This is a genomic window from Paenibacillus sp. 2TAB26 (genome assembly GCF_052115145.1).
GTDB lineage: Bacteria > Bacillota > Bacilli > Paenibacillales > Paenibacillaceae > Pristimantibacillus.
In genome coordinates, this window is the sequence record NZ_JBFRGC010000043.1 from 1 (window position 1) to 25327 (window position 25327).

Annotated in this window: 22 protein-coding genes; 12 read left to right on the plus strand and 10 right to left on the minus strand. The window is 44.4% G+C overall.

Annotated elements, in window-relative coordinates; all coding sequences use genetic code 11:
- Nucleotides 1-185 precede the first annotated feature (185 nt).
- Nucleotides 186-815, minus strand: coding sequence for a GTP pyrophosphokinase (locus tag AB4Z50_RS32925; protein ID WP_076266910.1), 630 nt, complete (start codon nucleotides 813-815; stop codon nucleotides 186-188).
- 157 nt (nucleotides 816-972) lie between these two features.
- On the opposite strand from AB4Z50_RS32925, the gene AB4Z50_RS32930 reads away from it, so the two are divergent.
- Complete coding sequence (locus AB4Z50_RS32930; protein WP_441886073.1) at nucleotides 973-1761, plus strand: ABC transporter ATP-binding protein; 789 nt, start codon at nucleotides 973-975, stop codon at nucleotides 1759-1761.
- Nucleotides 1752-4076, plus strand: coding sequence for an alpha/beta hydrolase family protein (locus tag AB4Z50_RS32935; RefSeq protein WP_441886076.1), 2325 nt, complete (start codon nucleotides 1752-1754; stop codon nucleotides 4074-4076). Before AB4Z50_RS32930 ends, AB4Z50_RS32935 begins: the two co-directional genes overlap by 10 nt.
- A 91-nt stretch (nucleotides 4077-4167) precedes the next feature.
- Here AB4Z50_RS32935 and AB4Z50_RS32940 read toward each other — a convergent pair whose 3' ends face one another.
- The gene (locus tag AB4Z50_RS32940; RefSeq protein WP_339203415.1) at nucleotides 4168-4893 is read right to left on the minus strand and encodes a queuosine precursor transporter; all 726 of its coding nucleotides are present in this window, start codon (nucleotides 4891-4893) and stop codon (nucleotides 4168-4170) included.
- 240 nt (nucleotides 4894-5133) lie between these two features.
- Here AB4Z50_RS32940 and helD point away from each other — a divergent pair, with 240 nt between their 5' ends.
- A complete protein-coding gene (helD, locus tag AB4Z50_RS32945; protein WP_441886079.1) occupies nucleotides 5134-7461 on the plus strand; it encodes an RNA polymerase recycling motor HelD in 2328 nt (775 codons plus the stop codon).
- A 2-nt stretch (nucleotides 7462-7463) separates the two neighbouring features.
- Here helD and AB4Z50_RS32950 read toward each other — a convergent pair whose 3' ends face one another.
- On the minus strand, nucleotides 7464-8357 hold the full coding sequence (locus AB4Z50_RS32950; RefSeq protein ID WP_441886082.1) for a PAS domain-containing protein: 894 nt from the start codon (nucleotides 8355-8357) through the stop codon (nucleotides 7464-7466).
- A gap of 248 nt (nucleotides 8358-8605) precedes the next feature.
- On the opposite strand from AB4Z50_RS32950, the gene AB4Z50_RS32955 reads away from it, so the two are divergent.
- The 7 genes from AB4Z50_RS32955 (at nucleotide 8606) to gntK (ending at nucleotide 18624) form a co-directional block, all read left to right on the plus strand.
- Entirely contained in the window at nucleotides 8606-8899 is a 294-nt protein-coding gene (locus AB4Z50_RS32955; RefSeq protein ID WP_441886085.1) for a hypothetical protein, read from the plus strand.
- Between the two features lie 155 nt (nucleotides 8900-9054).
- Entirely contained in the window at nucleotides 9055-10962 is a 1908-nt protein-coding gene (gene glgB / locus AB4Z50_RS32960) for a 1,4-alpha-glucan branching protein GlgB (protein ID WP_441886088.1), read from the plus strand.
- Nucleotides 10963-10978: 16 nt separating this feature from the next.
- The gene (locus AB4Z50_RS32965; RefSeq protein WP_441886091.1) at nucleotides 10979-12145 is read left to right on the plus strand and encodes a glucose-1-phosphate adenylyltransferase; all 1167 of its coding nucleotides are present in this window, start codon (nucleotides 10979-10981) and stop codon (nucleotides 12143-12145) included.
- Entirely contained in the window at nucleotides 12142-13254 is a 1113-nt protein-coding gene (gene glgD, locus AB4Z50_RS32970) for a glucose-1-phosphate adenylyltransferase subunit GlgD (protein ID WP_441886094.1), read from the plus strand. The genes AB4Z50_RS32965 and glgD overlap by 4 nt, the downstream gene beginning before the upstream one ends.
- Nucleotides 13255-13394: 140 nt before the next feature.
- Nucleotides 13395-14861, plus strand: coding sequence for a glycogen synthase GlgA (gene glgA / locus AB4Z50_RS32975; RefSeq protein WP_441886097.1), 1467 nt, complete (start codon nucleotides 13395-13397; stop codon nucleotides 14859-14861).
- On the plus strand, nucleotides 14843-16828 hold the full coding sequence (locus tag AB4Z50_RS32980) for a glycoside hydrolase family 15 protein (RefSeq protein WP_339203406.1): 1986 nt from the start codon (nucleotides 14843-14845) through the stop codon (nucleotides 16826-16828). The genes glgA and AB4Z50_RS32980 overlap by 19 nt, the downstream gene beginning before the upstream one ends.
- 257 nt (nucleotides 16829-17085) lie before the next feature.
- Nucleotides 17086-18624 (plus strand): gluconokinase, encoded by a 1539-nt coding sequence (gene gntK / locus AB4Z50_RS32985; protein WP_441886100.1) that lies wholly within the window; start codon nucleotides 17086-17088, stop codon nucleotides 18622-18624.
- A gap of 63 nt (nucleotides 18625-18687) precedes the next feature.
- On the opposite strand, the gene AB4Z50_RS32990 is transcribed toward gntK, so the two are convergent.
- Nucleotides 18688-20556 carry a squalene cyclase gene (locus AB4Z50_RS32990; protein ID WP_441886103.1) on the minus strand — a complete coding sequence of 623 codons (1869 nt, stop codon included), beginning with the start codon at nucleotides 20554-20556 and terminating at the stop codon, nucleotides 18688-18690.
- 105 nt (nucleotides 20557-20661) lie between these two features.
- The gene (locus tag AB4Z50_RS32995) at nucleotides 20662-21546 is read right to left on the minus strand and encodes a LysR substrate-binding domain-containing protein (protein ID WP_441886106.1); all 885 of its coding nucleotides are present in this window, start codon (nucleotides 21544-21546) and stop codon (nucleotides 20662-20664) included.
- A gap of 200 nt (nucleotides 21547-21746) precedes the next feature.
- On the opposite strand from AB4Z50_RS32995, the gene AB4Z50_RS33000 reads away from it, so the two are divergent.
- Entirely contained in the window at nucleotides 21747-22769 is a 1023-nt protein-coding gene (locus tag AB4Z50_RS33000) for a YeiH family protein (protein WP_441886187.1), read from the plus strand.
- 53 nt (nucleotides 22770-22822) lie between these two features.
- On the opposite strand, the gene AB4Z50_RS33005 is transcribed toward AB4Z50_RS33000, so the two are convergent.
- From AB4Z50_RS33005 to AB4Z50_RS33025, 5 genes are read right to left on the minus strand one after another with little or no spacing between them, the layout of a single operon-like run.
- On the minus strand, nucleotides 22823-23260 hold the full coding sequence (locus AB4Z50_RS33005; RefSeq protein ID WP_441886109.1) for a spore germination protein GerPE: 438 nt from the start codon (nucleotides 23258-23260) through the stop codon (nucleotides 22823-22825).
- 8 nt (nucleotides 23261-23268) lie between these two features.
- The gene (locus AB4Z50_RS33010) at nucleotides 23269-23481 is read right to left on the minus strand and encodes a spore gernimation protein GerPD (RefSeq protein WP_144376705.1); all 213 of its coding nucleotides are present in this window, start codon (nucleotides 23479-23481) and stop codon (nucleotides 23269-23271) included.
- A complete protein-coding gene (gene gerPC, locus AB4Z50_RS33015) occupies nucleotides 23481-24149 on the minus strand; it encodes a spore germination protein GerPC (protein ID WP_441886112.1) in 669 nt (222 codons plus the stop codon). The genes AB4Z50_RS33010 and gerPC overlap by 1 nt, the downstream gene beginning before the upstream one ends.
- A gap of 41 nt (nucleotides 24150-24190) precedes the next feature.
- Nucleotides 24191-24394, minus strand: coding sequence for a spore germination protein GerPB (locus AB4Z50_RS33020; protein ID WP_441886115.1), 204 nt, complete (start codon nucleotides 24392-24394; stop codon nucleotides 24191-24193).
- On the minus strand, nucleotides 24391-24618 hold the full coding sequence (locus AB4Z50_RS33025; protein WP_054024261.1) for a spore germination protein: 228 nt from the start codon (nucleotides 24616-24618) through the stop codon (nucleotides 24391-24393). The genes AB4Z50_RS33020 and AB4Z50_RS33025 overlap by 4 nt, the downstream gene beginning before the upstream one ends.
- 152 nt (nucleotides 24619-24770) lie before the next feature.
- Between AB4Z50_RS33025 and AB4Z50_RS33030 the strand changes: the two genes are divergently transcribed.
- Nucleotides 24771-25196, plus strand: a complete 426-nt coding sequence (locus AB4Z50_RS33030; protein WP_076266928.1) for an Hsp20/alpha crystallin family protein — start codon at nucleotides 24771-24773, stop codon at nucleotides 25194-25196.
- The last annotated feature ends 131 nt before the right edge of the window (nucleotides 25197-25327 follow it).

Here is a 25327-nt window from a genome sequence, read left to right on the forward strand (position 1 = left end):
AACATGTAAGCGGATTGCCAACATGTAAGCGGATTGCCTCCACTTTCGTTGTATCTTCATAATGCTTAAACTTTTGCCCTTTAACCGCCACAAAAATGCACCCCCTAGAATTTCATCGGAATAACCTAGGGGTTTTTCCAATGTCTATTCTAAGGGGTGCACTTCAAATCGGGATGGAGCTTTTTTTATTTTAGAGCTTGCTCACGGTGCTTTTGTACTTCCACATTCAAAGCAAGCATCTCCCGATCCAGGAGATGAATCATATCGGCAGAGCCTTTGAGCTGCTGTTGTATATGTAGCGGAATTTGCTCATTGAATTTATAATAGATCTTATGCTCGAGACTTGCCCAGAAATCCATGGCAATCGTTCGAATTTGAATTTCTACAAGCACATTTTCAGTTCGATCGGTAAGGAAGACCGGTATCTCAATAAGCAAATGAATGCTCTGATAACCATTTGGCTTCGGGTTGATGACATAATCCTTGAGCTCAACGACGCGCACGTCGCTTTGCTTGCTAATCATGTCGACGATTTGATAAATATCGGTAGAGAAGGAACAGATTACGCGCACACCAGCAATATCCCGAATATGCTCTTTGGCATCCTCAAGAGTAATAGGGAGCCCTTTGCGCTGAAGCTTCTGCATGACGCTCTCTGGCGCTTTGATTCTGGTCTTCATATGCTCGATCGGATTGTAATCATGAATAAATTGAAATTCTTCATTTAGAATGTTAAGTTTTGTTTCTACAGCATCGAGCGCAAATTTATAAGTCAGAAAAAAATGAGCCCATTGCTTTAGTTGATTCGTTTTCATACGCAGATCACTCCTGATATAACAATTATATATATGTGATTATTAGCTGGAACGGTTTCGACATAAGCGAAAATCGTTGTATTATTATAATGGTCGATATTATATGCCAAGTCAAATTTATAGCATACTTAAAAGTCAACAGACGGGAGAGTTAATCGTGATCATTGACATTCATAACGTTTCGTGGGAACAAAATAACAATAAAATTTTGGAACAAATAAGCTGGAAAGTAAACGAAGGAGAGCATTGGTGTTTGCTTGGACTAAACGGATCTGGCAAAACAACATTGCTGAATATGATTAACGGCTACATTTGGCCATCTGATGGCAGTATGGCGGTACTTGGGAAAAAATTCGGTGAATTTGATTTACGCGAGCTGAGAAAAAGCATTGGTTGGGTTAGTACTTCATTGCAGCAAAAGCTATATGGCTCTGAGACTGCTCTGAAAATTGTTCTTAGCGGCAAATTTGCAACCATTGGACTATATGATCAAACCGATTCTGCTGACATGATCCAAGCAGAAGAATTAATGAGAACACTTGGCTGTACAGCTTTAATGGAGCGAACATACAACACGCTGTCACAGGGAGAGAAGCAGCGAGTGTTGATCGCAAGGGCGCTGATGGCTTCTCCGAAGCTGTTAATACTGGATGAGCCGTGTACAGGCCTTGATGTATTTGCACGCGAGCAGCTGCTTCAAATGATAGCTGCTGTGGCAGGCGAGCAGAATGCTCCTACCATTATTTACGTGACCCATCACGTGGAAGAGATATTGCCTTGCTTTGCAAAAACGCTTTTAATTAAGAAGGGGAAGGTGTTTGCAGCAAATGACACTTCTGAGGTGCTGACATCCGCACTTATGAGTGATTTTTTTGGAGTGCCTGTCCATATCGAGAAGCGTAATAGCCGAAACTGGATTACTGTTGAGGGGGATTTATGGAATTAGTATTGCAAGAGCCGCAGTTTCAGCTGCAGCAGCCTCCTGAGCCAAAAAGATGGAAAAAAATAATGGCTTGGTTAAAAAAACGATTCGAGCTTAGAAATGAACGAGATCATTATATAGCGAGAATTGCTACAGGAAGCACAGCTCTATTTGCGTCACTAGCGATGACGGCAGCCGCGCTTGGCATGCCGACTGGACTTGGTACGACAATTGATATTTTACTTTTTTTAATTTTGAATATCGTTGCTATGAGTCTAGCAGCGAACTTGCTATCATTAATATATTCAATGTTGTATTTACCAATACCGCGCAGACTTGCGGCTGTATGGACATACGCTTCGATAGAGGCTTATCTGATTTTGTATTATGCAGAGCTTGGCATACTCATGTCGATTATCATTGCGTTAGCTTTTACCATACTAGGGGCTGCTGCGGGCTGTTTGCTCGGTATCCTCTTAAAGTTAAAAATAAAGCGACGGAGCAAATTTTTGATTATGGTGGGAGCAGCTTCTGTTGCAGCGATCAGCTATCTGTTTGTTTATTGGCCAGGAACTGCAGCTATGTCTCAAACGGCTGACGTCGCGCTGGACAGCGATTCCATTCGCAATACAATAAATGCGCCTGATCCAGCTGAGAATGGGAAGTTTGCATTTCAGGCTTTCACTTATGGAAGCGGGCTGGATAAGCATAGAGTCATTTTTGGCAAAGAGGTTGATGTTCGATCTACGGCAGTTGATGCTTCAGCTTATATTACAGAATGGTCAAAACTGAAAACAAAATTTTGGGGATTTGACGAGCATGCTCTGCCTTTAAATGGGCGTGTCTGGATGCCGGAGGGTGAAGGACCATATCCAATTGCACTTATCGTACATGGCAATCATTTGATGGAGGATTTCTCTGATGGGGGTTATGGCTATTTGGGGGAGCTGCTTGCTAGCCAAGGCATAATAGCCATTTCAGTAGATGAGAATTTTTTAAACTATTCCGTTTGGTCTGGTATACCTAATAATGATATGAAAGTACGCGCTTGGGTACTTCTTAAGCATTTGCAGCAAATTAAACAGTTGAACGAAGAAGTCGGCAATCCTTTTACCGGAAAAGTTGACTTAAGCAGGGTTGCATTAATTGGTCATTCCCGCGGGGGCCAAGCAGTAGCTATGGCTTCTGATGCGGATCGCTGGTTTAAAGACGACAAAACATTAGAGAGTTTAAATGATGTTGTAATCGAGTCTGTTGTGGCAATCGCACCAACAGATAAGCAAGTCGATAATAAATCGGCTCAGCTGACCGATGTAAATTACTTGACGCTTCAAGGGGCGCGAGATGCGGATGTAAACAATTTTTACGGTGATCGACAGTACAGCAGAACGAAGTTCCAAGAGTCAACAGATAAGTTTAAGGCAGCTCTTTATATCGCGGATGCTAATCACAGTCAATTTAATTCTGACTGGGGGAGAATGGATGAGCGTCCGCCGGGAGGCCTGTTTTTGAGTCGTAAGGAGCTGCTTGCGGCTGAGGACCAGCGTCAAGTTTCCAAAGTGTATGTATCCGCATTTTTGCAAGCTACTTTGCTAGGAGAAAACAGCTATAAGCAGCTTTTTGAAGATTATCGGTCTGGACTTGATTGGCTCCCAAATACAGCGTATACCAATCGGTTTGAATCGTCCGATTTTACAGAGATTGCTAGGTATGATGATGGCAAGCAAAAAACAGCGCTGAAGAATGGCGGCAAGGCGAGTGTTGCTGGAATGATCGATTGGAGCATCGCATCAGCTGAAGACCGCGATGGCAAAAACAAAGGTACAAAAGGAATCGAGCTGGAATGGTCGGAGCCTGGGGCGGAATATGCTTTGGAATTATCGCCAAAAACGATTGATCAAGCCGCAGAAATAACGGAGGGCAATCTTGTATTTTCGATGGCAAATCTTGAACGTGATTTGATCGCTGTAGAGGATAAAGACAAAGCGGATGCTGCTCATAACGAATTAGAACTCTCTGAACCGCCGCCGCTGCCGGTCATAGAGATTGAGCTTACGACGACTGAAGGCGAGAGTATAGAGCTAGGCTTAGATAAAGTGATGCCTGTGGCGCCGCCAACGTATACTGCCTTTATGGCTTTTCCTTGGCTGGAGGAGCGAATTAAGGATGAGAAATATAAAGAATCTTCGGAGCCCATATTTCAAACCTACACGCTGCCGCTTGAGCTGTTCAGCTCAGACGAATTAGCGATAAAAGCGGATGAGATTAGCCGAATTACGTTTCGTTTTGTAAGTGGACCAGGAAAAGTAATGATTGACGATATTGGGTTTACATCATAGTGAGCAAATAGGAAAGCGGGATGCCTGGCAGTTGGCATCCCGCTTTTACAACCTTATATGAATCATAAGTTACGAGCTTGTCCAGATGGCATCAGCCCGGAAGACTTTCCTTTTCTTCTTTAAAGGTAAAGTTTCTTGCAGCATATAAGAATGGTGTCGAACAAAGGGATACGATAAATTTGATGACATAAGTCGATAAGAAAATAGAGAGCCAAAGCTTGCTGCTATAGCCTGGTGCGCCTGCAAAAGCAATGGTGCAAAATATGAACGTATCGACTAGCTGACTTACCATAGTACTCCCATTATTACGAATCCAGAGCTGATTTGGAGCCGGACATAAACGTTTTAAAGTGGAGTAAATTTTGACGTCCAAAAATTGGCTCACAAAATATGCGCATAAGCTTGCTAGTGCAATTCTTGGCATTAGTCCGAATAACGTTTCCATAGCACCTTGAACCTGCAGAGGAAATTCTTCATTTAACGGATTAAAAAGAAGCGCCATCTGCATAATAATGGTCGAAGTAATAAGCGTGAAGAATCCGAACCAAACGGCTCTTTTGGCCGCTTTTTCGCCATACTTTTCATTAAGAAGATCTGACGCCAAGTAGATAGTTCCGTACATCGTATTGCCAAGCGTTATAGCAATAATCATGCCGAAGGCATGGATATCGATTGTTTTGACGACTTGAATGTTGGCTAACACGGTAGCCATTCCTATCCAAGCGTAAATGCCTACCCGGCCAAAAAAACGATACGAAAGAAGAAATAACGAAAAATGCACGAGCATGAAGATCGCGCCAAACCATAAATTAAACATGTTGCTTGTTACCTCCTAGTTTTGATAACGCGGGAGTTTTCGAACCGCGAATTGCTTGACTGATAAGACTTCTGAGTTGTTTTTCTGCCTTTGTCATTATAAACGCTTCTTAGGAGCGGAGCAATAACTTTTGATTGTTGTTTCATTTAGGCGGCAGAAGATGGTAAAATGGATGTTACGTTTTAAAACATGGTATGCCAAAGACTTGGTTAACCTTACTAATAGTTAAGGAGTGGTAAAGTGACTAATTCTAACGAACAATTGGAACAAGAGCAGCAGCGTGTCATTGACGTGACGGATCTCATCCGCACTCGGATAGAACAATTCAACAATCAGCTTGGCGGCATACGCGAGGATATCGTTGATTTTCGACGTAATTTTTGGGATGATGTAACACTAAATTTTGAAGATGCGGCGGAATCAGCAGAGTCGCATGCCAGCATGAAGCAGCAAGCAGAGGTACTCTCAGAGCGTGAAAGAAGCCATCGCCATGCTGAGGAACAGCTTAAAACACTTTATAAGCTTGAGCATTCTCCATACTTCGGTCGAATTGATCTTCAGGAGGAGGGGCAGTCCAAATCAGAGCCGATTTATTTAGGTGTAGGCTCCTTGCTGGATGAAAGCGGATATGAATACCTTATCTATGACTGGCGTGCTCCCGTGTCGAGTCTTTATTACGATTATGGCCCGGGTCCTGTGCAGTACGAAACGCCAAGCGGCTCGATTGAGGGCGAAATGTCGCTTAAGCGTCAATTTATTATACGTGATGCTGAAATTCGCAGTATGTTCGACACAGGTGTCACAATCGGGGATGAGCTGCTTCAGGAAGTGTTAGGCAAGCAGTCAGATGCCCAAATGAAAAGCATTGTAGCAACGATTCAACGCGAGCAAAATCGCATCATTCGCAACGAGCGCGCAAGGCTTCTTATCGTTCAAGGAGCTGCGGGCAGCGGAAAAACGTCAGCCGCGCTTCAACGAGTGGCCTATTTGCTTTATCGGTATCGCGGCTGGTTAAATGCGAACCAAATCGTTTTATTCTCACCAAACCCAATGTTCAACAGTTATGTGGCGACCGTATTGCCCGAGCTTGGCGAGCAAAATATGCAGCAAACGACCTATCAGCAATATCTCGAGCACAGGCTAGGACAAACGTTTGCCCTAGAGGACCCATTCTCACAAATGGAATATACGCTCGCAGCGGTTAATGAACAAGGCTATGATGCGAGAATAGCTGGAATTACTTATAAATCAAGCAATTCGTTCATGCATTTGATTGATCACTATGCAGCCGAGCTTGGTCAAGAGGGGCTAGCTTTTAAAGCAATTACGTTTATGGGACGAAAATTGATTTCTGCAGCAGCAATTTCGGAGCAATTTTACAGTTTGGAGCGTTCGTCTTCCATTGGAAACCGGATACGCCTTACGGCGGAATGGATACTGAAAGAGCTGACGCGGTTAAGCCGCGAGGAACGGGATCAGGACTGGGTTCAGGAACAGATCGAGCTTCTGGATCAAGAGGCGTATGCGAAGGCGTTTGAAGATCTGGAACGGAAAAAACATTTTGCAGGAAACACATTTGACGATTTTGACGCTGAACGTGATTATTTAGCCGCGATGGTTGTGCAGAAAAAATTCAAGAAGCTGCGCAGACGAGTGAAGCAATTATTGTTTTTGGATGTGCCGGCGATTTATAAGAGACTATTCGAGGATAATGCGAATATGTTGGAGCGATTTAAAAACAGCGATCATCAATTGCCTGAAAAATGGAATGAAATTAGTGAGCAAACGATTGCAAAGCTCAATCAGAAAGAGATTTATTATGAGGATGCTACTCCGTATTTATATTTAAAAGAAAAGCTTGAAGGATTTCAAACGAATACATTGGTTAAACATTTATTTATTGATGAAGCGCAGGACTATTCACCTTTTCAATATCACTATTTAAAACGTATTTTTCCCAACTGCAAAATGACCGTGCTGGGTGATCTCAATCAGTCCATATTTGCTCACGCTGTAACAGGTAATGGCTTCGAGCCGTTATCAGAGCTGTATAGCGAGGAGGAGACAGAGAAGATCATTTTAACAAGAAGCTATCGCTCGACGAAGCCGATTGTGTCATTCACGAGTCGGATGATTGAAGGCGGTGATCAAATTGAGGCCTTCAACCGAGATGGCGCTGAACCAACAATCACTAAAGCAGATAGCGAAATGCAGCTCATAGAGGGAATGCAGGAACGAATGAATCAGCTGCTGCTGGGCGGTTATCAATCGATTGCGGTCATATGTAAAACGGCGGAAGAAAGCAAACGCATGCATGCGTCTTTGCAGCCATACTTTCCTAAGCTCCGCCTTGTAGAAAAGGAAACCGTTACGTTTGAAAAAGGAATTATTGTGATTCCTACTTATTTAGCCAAGGGCGTCGAGTTTGATGCAGTTGTCATTAGCAATGCTAGCAATGAGATCTATTCACGCGAAAGCGAAAGAAAGCTGTTTTACACGGCGTGTACGAGAGCGATGCATGAGCTCCATATTTTCCATACGGGAGAGCTCACGCCGTTCATCAGATAACCTTATTTTCTAATCTCTGACCAAATATCATGAACATCCACTTGAAGCTCCGAAGCTATCAGCTCTGCTGTAAGTCTTTGGGGCTTCAATATTTTCCCGTTGCGGAGCTTGGAAATGGTTTGAATGGAAATACCGGTTGATGAGGATAGATAACCGACGGTTATATCTCTTTTGGCCATCCATATGCGCAGTTTCATCGAAGCTTCGATACAATCATCGACAGGACGCAGATCCCAGATGACGAATGCAAACTCAAGCACGTCGCCAAATCCGTCAATAATAGGTGTAAACGAAACGGACAACTCAAACTCGATCCCGCTTAGCTTGCTTGTCTTAATCGTAATACTCCGCTCTTTTTTTTGCAGGTGAGCCTCTTGTATTATTTTTAAAATTTTACCATGATCCGTTTCCGCAATAAATTGCAGCAGGGTTTCGTCCTGCATTTGCTGGTTAGGCTCAATTTGAAAGGGAGCAAGCCTGTCTCTTAGAAAACGCACATGATGATGTCTATCAATAATTCCGCTGATCAACACTTTATTTCTTTCTGCTTGCTGTTCAATCCAATTGTATGGTGATAGATCTTCGAATATAATGAAGGCATAAAGAAGTTTATTATCAATGCTCCTTGGCAAAGGCTGCAGGTCAATGCGTACAGAGATTTTTCGTTTCGATTTGGTGTAAATATTAACTTCGCTTCTCATCACTTGCCTTGAAATGTTGATCTTGTATTTATGAAGCAAATAGCTGCTTTTTTTGGATTGCAGCTCTTTTAGCGTATAACCGCATAACCTAAGGAAAGCTTGGTTCGCGTCCTCTATGCGCACCTCTATTTCATTTTGACTCATTAGCAGCATAGGCTGATTCATGATTTGAAAAATATGATTGTAAACCGACAATACGAAACACTCCTCTTAAACCCATTCCACGACCCTATAATCAAATAAAAGTATAAAATAGTCGTTCTAAACAAACAAGTCAATGAATTTGGCATTTCGTATTATGTTTCAAAAGTGTTTCATAAGTTTAATTAATTAAACTTGATCGCTGAAACGATACCTTTATGGTGCAAATAGTCATAAGTTGAATCAAAATCACCTGTAACACTCCGCCAGCAGGCTTTATTCTCATTCGGTTTCCCGATAATATGAAAGCAGACAGCCTCAATGGAAAAAAAGAGCAGCAGGCTAACACACAGGGGAGACAGAATATGAACCATTGCATCATTGAAAACTGTACGAAGCCGATCAAAGCCAAAGATTTATGTGCAATGCACCATCAACGTTTGCTGCGTCACGGTGATCCTTCCATTGTAAGACCGCGCAGAGTGAAACAAGTTACAAATTGCAAATGGATTAAATGTACTCAACTCTCAAAAACGAAAGGTTTTTGTGCTAAACATTATTACATACAGCGAACGCTGAGTCCTGAAAAAGATTGATGTTACGTAATCTAACACAGATTAATTATTATTGTCGAAATCTATGAAAACGACTGTGTTTTTTTTCAAAACCATGTATAATGTGGATAAAGTGATTCGTGTTTAGATGATTAAAGTACTTGTAATTAATCATCCAACAGGGGGTGAAACCAAGAATGGTTCAAACGGCGCCTATCGGATTATCCATGAAGGATCTCTATTTATTCAACGAAGGAAGTTCTTATCACAGCTACCGTTTTATGGGTGCGCACCGTGTTCAATTGGATGGTAAAAAAGGTGTTCGATTTACGGTTTGGGCACCAAACGCAGCTGAGGTTCGGGTTATTGGCAAATTCAATAAATGGATTGGCAATCGTCATGCAATGGCAAGAATCGGAACGACTGGCGTTTACAGCTTGTTTGTCCCTGGCATTGGTGAAGGCGAATTATACAAGTATGAGATTGTAACCATAGAAGGCAAAATCATTAGAAAAGCTGATCCGTACGCTTTTTTTGCAGAGCGGCGGCCAGGAACGGCATCCATTGTATCGGATTTAGACGGCTACAAATGGGATGATGCAAAGTGGCAGGAGAAGAAGCGCGAGCTTCCTCCATACACGAATCCGCTGCTCATTTATGAGGTGCATGCAGGTTCGTGGAAAATTAAAGGCAAAGAGGATTATTACACGTACGAGGAATTAGCAGATGACTTGATCCCGTATACAGCTGAAATGGGTTATACGCATATCGAGCTTATGCCGCTGTCTGAGCATCCTCTAGATCAATCTTGGGGCTATCAGATTACGGGCTTTTATGCAGCGACGAGTCGATACGGATCTCCGAAGCAGCTGATGCGATTTGTAGATAAATGCCATCAACATGGACTCGGTGTTATTTTGGATTGGGTTCCCGGTCATTTCTGCAAAGATGATCATGGGTTGCGACTTTTTGACGGTACACCTATTTTTGAAGGAGCAGATCCCAATCGAGCGGAGAAGCCGCTCTGGGGGACGCTTGCCTTCGATTTCGAGAAAAAAGAAGTTGTCAGCTTTCTTATTTCAAATGCCATTTACTGGATGGACTTATTTCACATTGATGGGTTGCGTGTTGATGCTGTCGCTAGCATGATCAATTTACACATGGACAAACCGCCGGAAATGCATACATACAACTACCTAGGCGGCCCAGACAACCTAGATGCTCTCCGCTTCCTTAAGAAGCTTAATGAAACTGTGTTTCATTATTACCCCGATACTTTGATGCTCGCAGAAGATTCTTCCGCATGGCCAGCTGTTACATCACCAACCTACAAAGGCGGCCTCGGATTTAATTTTAAATGGAATATGGGCTGGATGAACGATATGCTGCGTTATATGGCACTGGATCCGGCTGAACGTTCGCATCATCACCATCTCATTACATTTTCACTCCTTTATGCTTTTTCGGAAAACTATGTATTGCCTCTATCGCACGACGAAGTTGTTCACGGCAAACGTTCTCTGCTAAACAAAATGCCTGGAAGCTACGAAGAGAAATTCGCACAATTACGTTTGTTCTACGGCTATTGGATTACGCATCCTGGTAAAAAGCTGTTGTTTATGGGCAGTGAATGGGGGCAGTTCGATGAATGGAAGGACGCCGATATGCTGGATTGGATGCTGCTCGAATATGATCTGCATCGCAGCATGCACCATTATGTGAAAGCTCTTAATCATATCTATACTGATCAGCCTTCATTATGGGAGAGAGACAGCCAGGCGGATTGCTTCGAATGGATTGATGTTCATAATGCAGCACAATCTGTCATATCCTTTATCCGCCGCGGAAATATTGATTTCTCCGTTGTTATTGCTAATTTTTCTAGGAACGATTATAAACAGTTCCGTATTGGTGTTCCAGAGCCAGGTTTCTACAGCTCTTTAATAAATAGCAATGAGAAGCCATATGGCGGAACGGTAACACAGGCACAACAAGGCTACACCAGTGAAAACGTCGCTTGGCACGGTCACAATCAAAGCATTACGCTTCACTTACCCCCCCTGACATTCCAGATCTTCAGCTTAGATCCGGGGAACACAATTTGAGAGGGAGTTGGTGTCCATGGGCCGAAAAGAAATGATCGCTATGCTGCTTGCAGGAGGCGAAGGGAAAAGGCTGGGCGTGCTAACAAAGGATTTAGCTAAGCCTGCAGTCTATTTTGGCGGTAAATACAGAATAATTGATTTTACGTTAAGCAATTGCGCACACTCAGGAATTGACACTGTGGGCGTACTAACGCAATATCAACCGCTGGAGCTCAATCGTTATCTTGGTATTGGCAGTCCATGGGGACTTGACCGCCGCGATGGCGGCATGACCATTTTGCCGCCATTTATGAAACAAAAAGGCGGCGTATGGTATAAAGGCACGGCAAATGCAATTTATCAAAATATGTCCTTTATTGAACCTTACAATCCTGAGTATGTACTTATCATTTCAGGAGACCACATTTACAAAATGGATTATGATTTAATGCTCCAGCATCATAAGCGTTCAGGAGCAGACGTGACGATTGCCGGGATAGAGGTAGATTGGAAAGAAGCAAGCCGTTTTGGTGTTATGCACATCGATGATGAGGATCGAATTACGGCTTTTGAGGAAAAACCGAAAAACCCGACTAGCAACATCGCTTCCATGGGCGTATATATTTTCACATGGTCCGAGCTCCAAAAGTATTTGATATATGACGAAGCAAGCCGCAGCTCCAGTCACGATTTTGGCAAGGATCTTATTCCAGCTATGATGAGAGACGGGAAACGGCTGCATTCATATCCGTTCAAGGGCTATTGGAAAGATGTTGGTACAATCGAGAGTTTATGGGAAGCGAATATGGATTTACTTGCTGATGAGCCTCCGCTTGAGCTTGCCGATGCCGATTGGCGCATTTATTCGGTAAGTCCAAATCAGCCAGCACAACATATTGGCGCAGGTGCACAGGTTTCTTCTTCTTTAATAACAGAAGGGTGCATGATTGAAGGGGTTGTTGATCGCTCGGTATTGTTCTACGGCGTTAAAGCAGCCAAAAACACAGTCATTACGGAATCAGTCGTCATGCCTAATGTAAGAATAGGTGAAGGCGCACGCATTTATAGAGCGATTATTGGCGAAGGAGCCGTCATTCAAGCGGGTGTAACGATTGGAAGCCCAGATGATGATGCCATTACCGTTATAGCAGTGGATCAATATGTGACGAACGAACATTTGCTGCAGGAGGTGGAGCACTCATGAAGCATAAAGTCATGGGCGTCATCAATTTAATTCATGAAACTGACGAGCTGGAGCATTTAACACAAAGCCGCTGCCTTGCTACTGTCCCCTTTGGCGCGAGATATCGATTGATTGATTTTGTACTGTCGAGCATGGTTAACTCCGGAATCTCCAAGGTTGCCGTTTTTGCGCATACGAAATACCGCTCACTTATGGATCATTTGGGTTCAGGAAAACATTGGGATTTGCAGCATCGTCAAAGCGGATTATTTGTGCTCCCGCCAGCAACTGACGACATTCAAGAAATTAGCCGTGGAGATTTGTACCATTTCTATCAACAGCGTGATTATTTTAATCGGTCATCACTCGACTATGTTGTCATTACACGCAGCCACATGGTTTGCAATATCGATTTCGAGAAGGTTATCGATTTTCATTTGGAGCGGGAAGCTGACATCACCGTTGTGTGCAAGCAGCAGGCTGATATATTAATGGGCAAAGCTCGTAAAGTGAAGTTGAATGACGAAGGCAGAATCACTGCCATTCAAGATCACTATGGCCGGATGTCTAGTGACATCAATTCTATGGAAATGTACGTTATGCGCAAGGAGCTGCTGATGGAACTAGTAGAGACCTCGCTTGCTCAAGGCCAGGATCATCTGGTTCGCCACGCGATATTCTCTAGGCTGAATCAGCTTAATGTATATGGGTATATGTATGAGGGATATTTGGGTGTAGTTAATACGCTCAGCAGCTATTATCGCAATAATATGAATTTATTAGATCCGGATGTTTGGAAGGAACTATTTTATCAGCCGGGTTCCATATTTACGAAGGTTAAGGATGAGCCGCCTGCCCGGTATTTGGGTAATTCCAAAGTTACGAATTCGTTAATTGCTAACGGCTGCCGCATTGAAGGTACCGTAGTGAACAGCATTATTTTCCGCGGCGTACATGTTCAGAAGGGCGCTATCGTAAGCAATAGCATCGTTATGCAAAATGGCGTTATCGGAGAAAATAGCTTTTTACAGCACAGTATTTTGGACAAAGACGTTCGCGTTGAAGCGGATCGTGATATTAGGGGAGCAGTAAGCTCGCCATTCTTAGCAGGAAAACGGAAAATAATTTAACATAAGCAATCGTTACGGTCATCCTATTCAAGCTTTTATTTGCCGCGAAAAAATGCAATTTACCACGATCGGAAAATAAAATCAGATTCCAGTTGGGTTCATGCATTGCTGATGCGGCGTCCATGAGAAAGGAGAATCCTATGAACATTTTGTTCGCAACCTCAGAAGCTGTACCGCTTGCGAAGACTGGCGGTCTCGCCGACGTTGCAGGGGCGCTCCCCAAGGCGCTGAATAAGCGGGGCGTTGATACCAGAGTCGTATTGCCGAAATATGCACAAATTCCTGCTACACTTATCGGGCAGTTTGAGCTTGTTACTCATTTTAACGTCTCATTTGGCTGGCGCAATCAATATTGCGGTTTGCTTAGAGCGGAGTTTGACGGCATTACTTATTATTTAATCGATAACGAGTTTTATTTTAAAAGAGATGGGCTTTATGGTTACGGGGATGATGCGGAAAGGTTTGTATTCTTCTGCTTTGCTGTGATGGAAGCGGTACGGTATATGGAATTCCATCCAGATATCGTTCATTGCCACGATTGGCAAACGGGACTCATTCCGTTTCTCCTAAAGACAAGATATTATTATGATCCGGCTTGGGCGTATACCAAATCCGTATTTACGATTCACAACTTAAAATATCAAGGTTTATTTGGAATTGATCTCCTGAAGGATTTGCTTGGAGCCGGTGATGATATGTTTCTGGAGGACAGCTTGGAATTTCATGGAGCAGGCAGCTGTATGAAAGGCGGCCTCGTGTATGCCGACAAGCTGACGACTGTGAGCGGTACGTATGCTCAAGAAATTCAAACCGATTATTTCGGCGAGAGGCTGGATTCTCTGCTCCGGTATCGTTCAGGCGATTTAATCGGGATTGTGAATGGCATTGATGATGAGCTGTTTGATCCGATGAATGACGAAGCTATTGCCATTCCTTTCCGAAATGCCTTGAATCGCAAAAGAAAAAATAAAGTGGAGCTCCAGCGTGAGCTAGGGCTCCATCAGTCCGAAGATATACCGCTTATCGGTATCGTTTCAAGATTGGTGGAGCAAAAGGGCTTTGATTTAATCACGGCAACATTTGAAGAACTGCTCCAAGAAGACGTGCAATTTGTAATATTAGGTGCGGGTGATTGGCAATATGAGCAATTTTTCAATGATGCCGCTTCTCGTCATCCGGGTAAGGTTGCTGTATGGATCGGTTATGATGATAGACTAGCGCGCCGAATTTATGCAGGCTCGGACATGTTCGCCATGCCTTCGCAATTCGAGCCATGCGGCTTGAGTCAACTTCTTGCGCTGCGCTATCGTTCCGTCCCGATTGTCCGCGAGACAGGAGGACTAAAGGACACGGTACAAGCCTATAACGAATATACTGGCGAAGGTAACGGCTTCAGCTTTACGAATTACAATGCGCACGACTATATGAATACCGTGCGCAGAGCGCTGGCTCTTTATCGTAATCAGGAAGTCTGGAAGCAAATCGTGAGTAATGGCAGCAACGAGGATTACAGCTGGAATCGGTCTGCCAAAGCCTATATATCCGTTTACTCACAACTTTTAGCGCATCGAAAGGAGAACGAAGAATCATGGCCCGTCATCTTGTAATCGGCAACGGTAAGATGCTCCTTAATTTGGATCAACATTGTTTTATTCGGGATATTTATTATCCATTCGTTGGGCAGTTAAATCACGTAGGCGGACAATATTGCCGCTTAGGCGTATGGGTAGAAGGTGCCTTTAGCTGGCTGGATGAGCCGGGATGGAAGTTTGATCTAGATTATATTGAGGATTCTTTGGTTACGAATATTACGGCTAAGCACGATGGTTTAGGCATCGAGCTTTATATGAACGACGGGATTCATCAGCGGGAATGCATTTATATCAAACGGGTAGTCATTCGTAATAAAACGAATGATACAAAAGAAGTACGCTTGTTTTTCCATCAGGACTTGATGATCGACGGGACAGAGGTTGGAGATACCGCTGTTTATTATCCTGAAAATCACACGCTGTATCACTACAAACGCAATAATTACTTTATGTTTAACGGTTTCTCAGATGAAGGCGGCATGACGCAGTATTCTACAGGAATCAAGAGGTTCCAGTCCGCTGAAGGAACATGGCGCGACGCGGAGGACGGCGTGCTTATGGGCAATTCGATTGCCCAGGGTTCCGTTGACAGTACGATCAGCTTCCGAACAGTCGTTGCTCCAAACAGCGAAAAAACCATTTATTATTGGATGTCAATCGGCCAAAATCTTGAGGAAGTCAAAGAGCTGAACCAGTATGTTCAGGAGAATCATCCGGAGAAGCTGCTTAGCCGGATGGTTATTTACTGGAAGCACTGGCTTCGCCGAGCAGAATCAGACCTTGGTGATCTGCCGCATGATGTGGTGAAGATGTTTAAACAAAGCTTGCTTCTCGTAAGAACACAGGTGGATGAGAGAGGCGCTATATTAGCTGCCAATGATACGGATATCCTGCAATACAATCGAGACCATTACAGCTATATGTGGCCGCGTGACGGCGCTCTTATTGCAGATGCAATGTCTATGGCAGGGTATCAGAGTGTAATAGCTCCTTTTTTCCATTTTTGCGCACAGGCATTGTCGCCTGAAGGGTATTTGTATCACAAATACAATCCAGATGGAACAGTAGGCTCAAGCTGGCATCCGTATATCGTGCAGGGCAGCAGAAGATTGCCTATTCAAGAGGATGAAACCGCACTCGTGTTATTCGCATTGTGGAAGGATTACTCGCGGAATCAAGTGATTGAGCTGCCGCAGTCCTTATATAGCAACCTGATTCGCAAGGCTGCTACTTTTTTGACCTCGTACATGGAGCCTTCCTTGTCACTGCCGAAACCGAGCTATGACTTGTGGGAGGAGCGCTACGGCATCTGGACGTATACCGCCGCATCTGTATATGGCGGTTTAATGGCTGCATCGTTTTTCACAGATCTATTTGGCGATTATGAGCGCAGCGATCTTTACAAAAGCACAGCAGAAACAATTAAGCATGGCATTGTAACTAATTTGTGGGATGAAGAAACCGGTCGATTCGCCAGAGGACTTATTCAGAAGGATAATCGCTGGGTGAAGGATATGACGCTCGAGAGCAGCTTGTTCGGCGTTCTGGAATTTGGCGTGCTTCCTGTTGATGATTATCGTGTCGTGCAGACGATGCATGCCATTAAGGAGGGGCTGCAGGTCAAAACCCATATCGGAGGCATCGCCCGTTACACGAACGATTATTATTTCCAGCAAACAGGTGAAATTGACAAGGTTCCAGGAAACCCTTGGATTATTTGTACGCTATGGGTAGCAAACTTTGAGATTGATTCCGCCAAAACGCTTCAAGAGCTGGAAAGCCCGCGCAGTACGCTGCAATGGGTATCTGATCACGCACTGCAAAGCGGATTGCTGCCGGAGCAGCTTAATCCTTACGACGGAACGCCGCTATCAGTAGCGCCGCTAACTTGGTCGCATGCAACCGTCGTACACAGCGTGAGCAAATATGCAGAGAAATATAAACGTCTTCGTCTGGAAGCGGAGGCTAACGGTTTACTTTAAAGTTTTCATAACTGGAAGCGAAATGAAAAGAAGAACCTGAGTGCTGTAATCTCGCATTCAGGTTCTTTTTTGTTCTATTTTTACGAAAGAGAATCGCTGAATAAAACAAGTATTACTTCTCAATCTATCGATCACATGCATTTCATTCGTATAGAAACGGGTTGAATAATTGCTGTAATAACGATATTGTAGCAATTACAGGGTAAACGATTATAAAGCCAGATGTTGTTTTGGCAATTGTATGCGGAGGTACAAGGATGAGTACAAAATATGTTATCGGTGTTGATATAGGAACGACAAGCACGAAGGCAGTACTCTTTACGGCCAAAGGTGTCATAGTCGCAAGCCATGGTATTGAATATCCGCTGCATTCTCCATCGCCAGCTATTGCGGAGCAGGACCCGGATGAAATTTTTAATGCTGTGTTAGGCACTATTGGTCAAGCTGTTGCGAAAAGCAACGTGCAGCAAGAAGATATTTTATGTGTTTCATTCAGTTCGGCAATGCATAGCGTGATTGCTGTGGATCAAGAAGGGACGCCAATATCAAGATGCATAACTTGGGCAGACAATCGGAGTATCGAATGGACGAATAAAATTAAAAATGAATGGAATGGCCATGAAATCTATTTGCGGACAGGCACTCCCATTCATCCGATGTCTCCGTTATCCAAGCTTACCTGGCTGCGTCATGATCATAAGGAGTTATTCGATCGTACATACAAATTTATTTCGATAAAAGAGTACGTTTTCTTCAAGCTGTTCGGACGTTATGTCATCGATTATTCGATTGCATCAGCAACAGGACTGTTCCATTTGAACAATTTGCAATGGGATGAGGAAGCGCTTCGTGTTGCTGGCGTTACGGCAGATCGGCTTTCGGAGCTTGTGCCGACGACGTATAAGCTGGAGGGGTTGGAAGAGCAGTTTGCGAAGCTGATGAATTTGCAGCCAAACACACCATTTATTGTAGGCGCTAGTGATGGTGTACTCTCCAATTTGGGTGTCAATGCGATTAAGCCTGGCGTAGTTGCCGTTACAATCGGTACGAGCGGTGCTATACGAGCGGTAACGGACAAGCCTGTAACTGATCCGAAGGGCCGTATTTTTTGCTATGCTTTAACTGAGAAGCACTGGGTTATCGGGGGACCAGTGAATAACGGAGGAATGATTTTTCGCTGGGTTCGCGATCAGATCGGTACGGAAGAAGTTATTACGGCTAAAGAAAGAGGTATCGATCCCTATGAGCTGCTAACGGAGCTCGCTGCGAAGGCGAAACCGGGTTCTGAGGGTCTTATTTTCCATCCTTATTTGTCAGGTGAACGTGCTCCGCTTTGGGATGCGAATGCGCGTGGTTCTTATTTTGGGCTGGGACTGCATCATAAGAAAGAGCATTTAGTTCGCGCAGCGTTAGAAGGAGTCATTTATAATTTATATAGCGTACTCATGGCACTTGAAGAATTGACAGGCAAACCTACTCAAATTCAAGCAACAGGAGGGTTTGCGAGGTCAGAGCTTTGGCGCCAGATGATGGCTGACATATTTGATCAAGAATTGCATGTGCCTGAGAGTATTGAAAGCTCTTGTCTTGGCGCGGTTATTCTGGGGTTATACAGCTTGGGCGAGGTGGATTCGCTGGACGTTGTTGCGGATATGGTAGGAGGTTCGCATTTTCATTTGCCCAATAAACAAAATGCCGAAATTTATGCCGAGCTCATGCGGATCTACATCCGAGTTTCTCGTTTATTAACCGAGGAATACGCAAATATTGCAGCTTTTCAACAAAAATATGTTTAATTTATATCGCAAAAACAGCCGAGCAGCTATGCCGGCTGTTTTTATTTGAAAGTCGTATTCGTATTACGTGCCGTATTTCTTCAAAATCGACGACAGCGTAAGCAGCGGCCATATATAGTTGTTGCTCGGATAATGAACATAAACGCTGCCTGGAAGAGCTGCTCCTGTTGGATAGGTGTAGGTCCAATCTCGTCGCTCAAGCGATTGGAGCAATGCTTCTACGCCTCTTTCCATTGCGGCATTGGGTTTAGCATAAACTGCGATTAAGGCGTCGAGCGCCCAAGCGGTTTGAGAGGGGGTGCTGGCATGGAGCGGGACATAATGCTTTACTTTGTCGCTCAAGCAGGACTCACCCCAGCCGCCGTCTTCATTTTGAATAGATAGCAGCCACTTGATTCCCTTCTGAATGGCGGGATGGTCGTCTGGCACCCCAACTGCTGTCATTCCTTTTATTGCAGCACCTGTCCCATGCGTATAGGCAATACCCCAGCGACCGTACCAGCTACCATCCCTCATTTGCTGGGAGAGCACCCATTGCACACTATCATCCAGCCAGCGATGGCCAATTGTCATGTCCAGCTCATCCCCTAAAAAACCAAGTACACGGCCGGTTAAGTCGACAGTAGAAGGATCGGTAGAAATGTCAGAGGAGCCTTCAAAAGTAAAGAAGCTGGCTGGCAGCTGGTTGCCTTCGCGTTCGAACGCAGGCCAGCCGCCATCTTCGTTTCGCATCGCTAGCACCCAGTTTAAACCTCGTTGCCAGTTGGCGTGTAAGCCATTTGCTTCGGTAGTGTAAGGCCGAATAGCCCGCAGAACTGCAGCGCTGTCATCGACGTCTGGATAAAGCGTATTTACGTTGGAGAATCCCCAGCCTCCTGCAGGTGTGTTCGGCAAACGTCTAGTCCAATCTCCTAAACGAACCTGCTGCCTTGCTAACAAATAAACCCCAGCTTTCTCGAGGGCAGGTATGCTTGGAGAGGCTCCTGCTTCACGCAGTGCGTAAGTCAGCATGGAGGTGTCCCAAACTTCAGCAGATGCGACTTGAAGATGAGGCCTGTCGACACACATGACTGAAAGTATACCTGCCAATAATAGATTTACTGCGGGTGAATCCGTGGAGTAGCCCAGCGAAAGCAAAGATAAAATCATCAATATTGTTGCAGTAGAGAAGGTTAGAAGTGTTCCATTGGGCTCAAGTCTCTCGAACATAAAGGCTTCAGCCTTCTCATACGACGTTGAGGAGCTGGGCGGAAGCAGACTGGATAAAGGCAAGCTGGATATAAATTCATTCAACGCAGATATCCAGGTCGTATCATTCGAAAATTTGCGTGAGTCGTTAACAAATAGTTGATAAAGCTCGGGCATTGTGCTCGTTTTGCGGACAAATTGTTTGTTCGCCATAATGATAGTCGGTACAAGGTGGACACGCGCATGACCAGAGAGGGAGAATAGATCAAGGCCAATTCCGAGATCGGAGAAAAAAGCTTCAAGCGGAATGCGCAGCATACGCGGCCATTCCGCTTGACCTGTTGCGGCAAAGATAACCTGCGTGAGCAAGGATCTAACCTCGGATAAACCGCCGTGCTTCAGAATAAATTGCTTAGCCCTTATCATACGCGGATCAGCTTCATAGTAGTAACCTGCATAAAGCAGTGCAAAATAAGCCTCAGACGTTGCGTCCAAATTGCCCTCAGACTCGTCAGGATAAACCTTCCAAGCGCCGTTTTCCTCTTGTTTTGAGGCAATTCGAGCTGCAAGCATGTGAATCAAACGTTCATCTGCTCTGCCTAGCAGGCGCAGTAAAATGATTAAATAACTATCCGTCATCGTCCCAGAATCGAAGCACATCCGCCATGCGCCGTCCTGCGACTGCTGGTGAATAAGCTCTTCCGTCATAGCATCTATCCTTGCGCGGATTCGTTTCATATCCATGTGGCGCAATCATCCTTTGCAACTGTCGTTGCTTAATATATATGCGCTAATCAGCAAGCACAGTCGAAGATCGCCTAATAGGAATAGACGGCTTGTTCAAACTGTTTATTCATTAAGGGTTAGAAGCCGTTGCAGCAGCATGGATACAGCCATTGTAGCTGCTCCTTCCTTATGTCGGATAATAGAAAAATCACGTTCGAAACGCTGTTTGCTCAACCGAAGCTGGATCAATTCTCCCGATTCTAATTCCTTCTTTACGACCCAGCGTGACAGCATAGCAATTCCTAAACCGGATACAACAGATTGTTTGACACTTTGGCTGCTATTAAAAATGTAAGAGCGTTTTTGGGTTATTTGCGCATCACGTATGAACTGGTCGCTAAAAGCGCGAGTGCCAGAGCCGACTTCTCTCAGTACCCATACTTGGTTTTGCAGCATTTCGGCATAAATGAAGCGCTCCGCTGCGAGCGGATGTGTAGAAGGAGCGATCAGAATCATTTCATCCTTCATGTAAGGCGTAACGACTAAATCTGTCGCGCTTGCATCGCCTTCAATGAGACCAATATCCAGTTCATTGGATCTCACTGCTTGAACAATTTCCTCCGTATTCCCGATTGTTGTTTGGATAGTAACGAGCGGATATTGAACAGCAAATTCAGCAAGCCGGCTTGGGAGAACATATTCACCAATCGTAAAGCTGGCTCCAATCTGCAAGATGCCCGTCACTTTATCCTGTAAAAGCTGTATGTCCTGCTTCGCTTCCTCATATAAAGATAAAATTTGCTTCGCCCGTTGATACATAATGTCACCAGCTTCGGTAAGCCGAACCTGCTTAGGAGAGCGATGCAGCAGCTTCGCTCCAAGTTCATTTTCTAAATTTCGAATATGCAGGCTTACCCCTGGCTGAGAAATATTCAATAGATCTGCAGCTCTTGAAAAATGGCTTTGCTCCGTTACGGTAACGAATACTCGAAGTGCCTCAATGATCATCATTATCCCTCATTATTGATTGCGATTTTCTTGAATATAACGTAACTATAAGGAAAAAACGAATGAATGGCAATTCAATCATTAAGATTCCTGATGATAAGGATAGGGAATAGGTATTTCACTTTGTCTGCTCCGAGCCTTATAGTGAAGGCAACAGGAACACTTGCTAAACACAAGATGCAGAGGTGAAATCGATGATTATAAAAAATGTTTTAATTCGACATTCGAATAATGGTTTTGGTTTTATACAAGGATTAGCGTATACGATGGGTATTGCAATAGCAGCGAAAGGAATCGCGATGCTTCCTTTTTTTAACGTTATGGGTCAGCTAGTTGTCGCTATTTTATTAGGGATAGCCTGTCGTGCATGGATAGGCTTGCCAGCGCAAGCGACTAGCGGCATAACGTTTTCAAGCAAAAAGCTGCTGCGATTCGGAATTATTTTGCTGGGGCTTCGCCTGAATCTAATTGATATTTTGCATGCAGGGCCAAAGGTATTTGTGCTTGCCGTTATTAACATTGTTTTTACGATATTTGTTGTTTATGGAATAAGCAAATGGATGAAAATAGATAAAAATTTAGGCCTTCTCACAGCCTGCGGTACAGCTATTTGCGGTGCAGCAGCTGTTGTAGCGATAGCTCCACAATTGAAGGCAAGTCCAAATGAAACAGCAGTGAGTGCGACAACGGTTGCTATTTTAGGAACGCTATTTACTCTAGCCTATACCGTATTGTACCCCGTGCTTGATTTAAGCAACGCAGGTTATGGTATCTTCTCGGGTGCAACATTGCATGAAATTGCGCATGTTATTGCTGCTTCGGCACCTGGAGGACAAGAAGCGATTGATTTGGCTGTTATTGTAAAGATGACTCGCGTAGCGCTGCTTGTCCCTGTCGCGATTATTATTGGAATTTGGAATGGCCGCAAAGCCAATAAAGCACAAAAAATGAGCTTAAAGCAATTGCCGATTCCATGGTTTATCGTTGGATTTCTTGCCATGAGCGGAGTTAATACGTTAGGCATAATTCCTGCCGCAGCTACTGCGAATCTGATTGTCGCCGCTTATTTTCTTATTGCAATGGCAATGGCAGGACTTGGTCTCGGTGTCGATTTTGTCGTATTTAAGAAGCTTGGGAAAAAACCATTTATTGCGGGATTCATTGGCTCTGTGCTGCTAGCCAGGCTCGGATTGCTGCTTGTGCATATTTTTCAATTGGCATAAAAAAGACAAGAAAAAGTCCGCAGGCATACAGCGCCTTAGCGGACTTTATTTGCTCAACCTTGAGAGAGAGCAGAATTTTGACGGGGGTACTGCCGAATATGCTTGATTCGTGATTCTCCGTTCAGAGTCACTCCGTTGCCGATCTGAATGCTCGCTGCTGAGCCGGATGCAATGACTTGTATGTATCCGACTGTAATATTCGGCGCACAATTGGTTCGAAACAGCTCAATACCACCAGCATTATCAAATTCCGGATCACTGATAACGGGCAGCGGGCGTGAAAAAAGCTCATAGGATTCAAAAAAAACTTTGCCTGAAGTCAAATGATCTTCTTTCCGCTGCACCGCTAGCGCTCGAAGCTTGGCGTTGGTCACAGCGCGATCACCAAGCTGTACAATACCTGCCTGACCAACGGTTATTATACGCAAGAACCCAACAGTTGCGGTTCGAACATGAAAGGTATTGATAGATTGATCATTGATTCGATTCATGATGCCACCTAGCTTCCCCCAAAAGTGCCGCTAGACTCTTCTTCCGGAAGCGGAAACGGAGCAATCGGTCCAACAATGACAGATTCAGGCGGTGTATCGAACATCGAATATAAATTTACGTTATCGGTGTCCCCAACTTGCAGCATCGAGGCACTGGATACGCCGAGCACTTCAATTTGACCAACACTAAGCAGATGATTAACGACTTTAAAATACAGCATTATGACATTCCTCCGGTAGATGGGGAGTTGTTTTGCAGCTCTCGCATATATGCGAGCAATGCAGCGTCGGCATCCCTTTTTGTTTTGGACAGAACGGTAGCTGTGACTGCATTGTTATCAATCGCGGCTGGTTGAGCATCGCTGCCTCGATCTGTTTTTTGTATATAGTACTGAATGCGAGCAGGAACTTGTTTGCGGACATCATTTATAATAATTTGTCGATGATAAGGATCTAGTGGAATTTGGAGCTCGTTTTCGTAGGAAAGCAGCTTTTGCTGAGCTTCCATATCCAAATAGCGAGTCATCCCAGCATAAATATCATTGTATAGCCCATTTTGCGGCGGTGTAGGAGAGGCTGCAGTTGGGAAAGCGGGCGTATTTGATACGGTCATCTGTTCAATGCTTCCAGGGATAGAATCATCTCCGATGCCTGGCGCGGTCATCCCGATATTCAGTGTGCCGTCCAGCTTCTCAACTTTCAATTGATCAAAATGATATTGAATGCCGTCTATATGGTAAGTAGGGCGCGCTTCGAGCTGCTTTACTTGTTCACATAAAGCGTTGACCTTTGCTTCAAGTGCATCCAGCCGCTCACAATGCTCGTTAAGCTTATATTGTACTTCAAGTGACCATATTTGCCACGGGGAAAGTGGATTGTTTTGCTGCATGATACTTGCACCTCCTACTCGTAATGAGTTCTAATTTCCGCTTAATTAGGGTTAGGCAGTGGGACGAAGGAAAGCGGATTATCTGAGGATAACTCTGGAGCAGGCTCAGTGAACCCGCCCGAATTATAGAGCTGTGACAATGAACGTATGGATCCGGCACTGCCGACCTGCAGGACGGAGCTGTTCGATATGCTGTCGACACGTAGCTGATGAATTGTAATTTGCTGATGAATGGTCAGGCTCATATTGCACTCACATCATTATTCGAGCTATCTTGCACATCCGGATCAAGGGTGTTTGTTGCGCTGACAGCGTTATTTGAGTTCGTTAAGCTTCCGGTTAGGAATGATCCTGATCCCGCATACGTCTTGGAAGTGCTATTTGGCGACACTTCCAGGGCGTCTCCAAATTGAATAATGGAGCCGGAGCCAACGCTAACAATTTTGACAAAACCTACGACAGCTGGCATGAGCATCCTCCCTTTGTATAGATGATTTTTGATAAATGGATTGTTTATGGTATAGCTTATGCGGCATTCGCCCAGAGGTTACTATCCAGAAAGTATCCTGAAACGCACAAGGCGCATATGCTGGTAGAAGTGCTGGAAGGCGGGTGTTTGCTGTGGCATCTAAATGGGATGATATGGAACGGTGGATGGAGAAGCAGCAGATGCCGAAAGGCTTTGAGCTGCTGCGCGAACCGGCTTGGGTAGAGCAATATGTGCGTAAAATGATGACCAAAGCACTGCCCGAAGCGGCTGGTGTTATGATTGGAGGAGGCTCAGCCGCCTTTTCTGAAACACGTCATTTTTTGAATGTGAAGATTACATTGCCGGAAGGCTTTGATAAAGAGCAGCTGCGGTTGTTCGTAAGGGAAGATCGGCTGCGCCTGGATGGACTGCCGAGCGGTAAGCCGGAGACGATCAAGCTGCCTAAGTTTGTGAAGCCAAAGGTGTGCAAAACATTAGTGAAAGACAATTTTATGCACGTGAAGCTTCAGAAGAGGCCAACCAATCGTACCTATCATGAAGCGATTATTCGCTGGTAGTTAACGTATGGAGGAACAGGAAGGGCACAAATCTAGATGAGATGTGCTCTTTTTGTCACGAAATCGACAGGTATTACAGCTGGCTAAAGGCTTCGCTATCCCTTATAATGTCTAATGAACATGTACATATT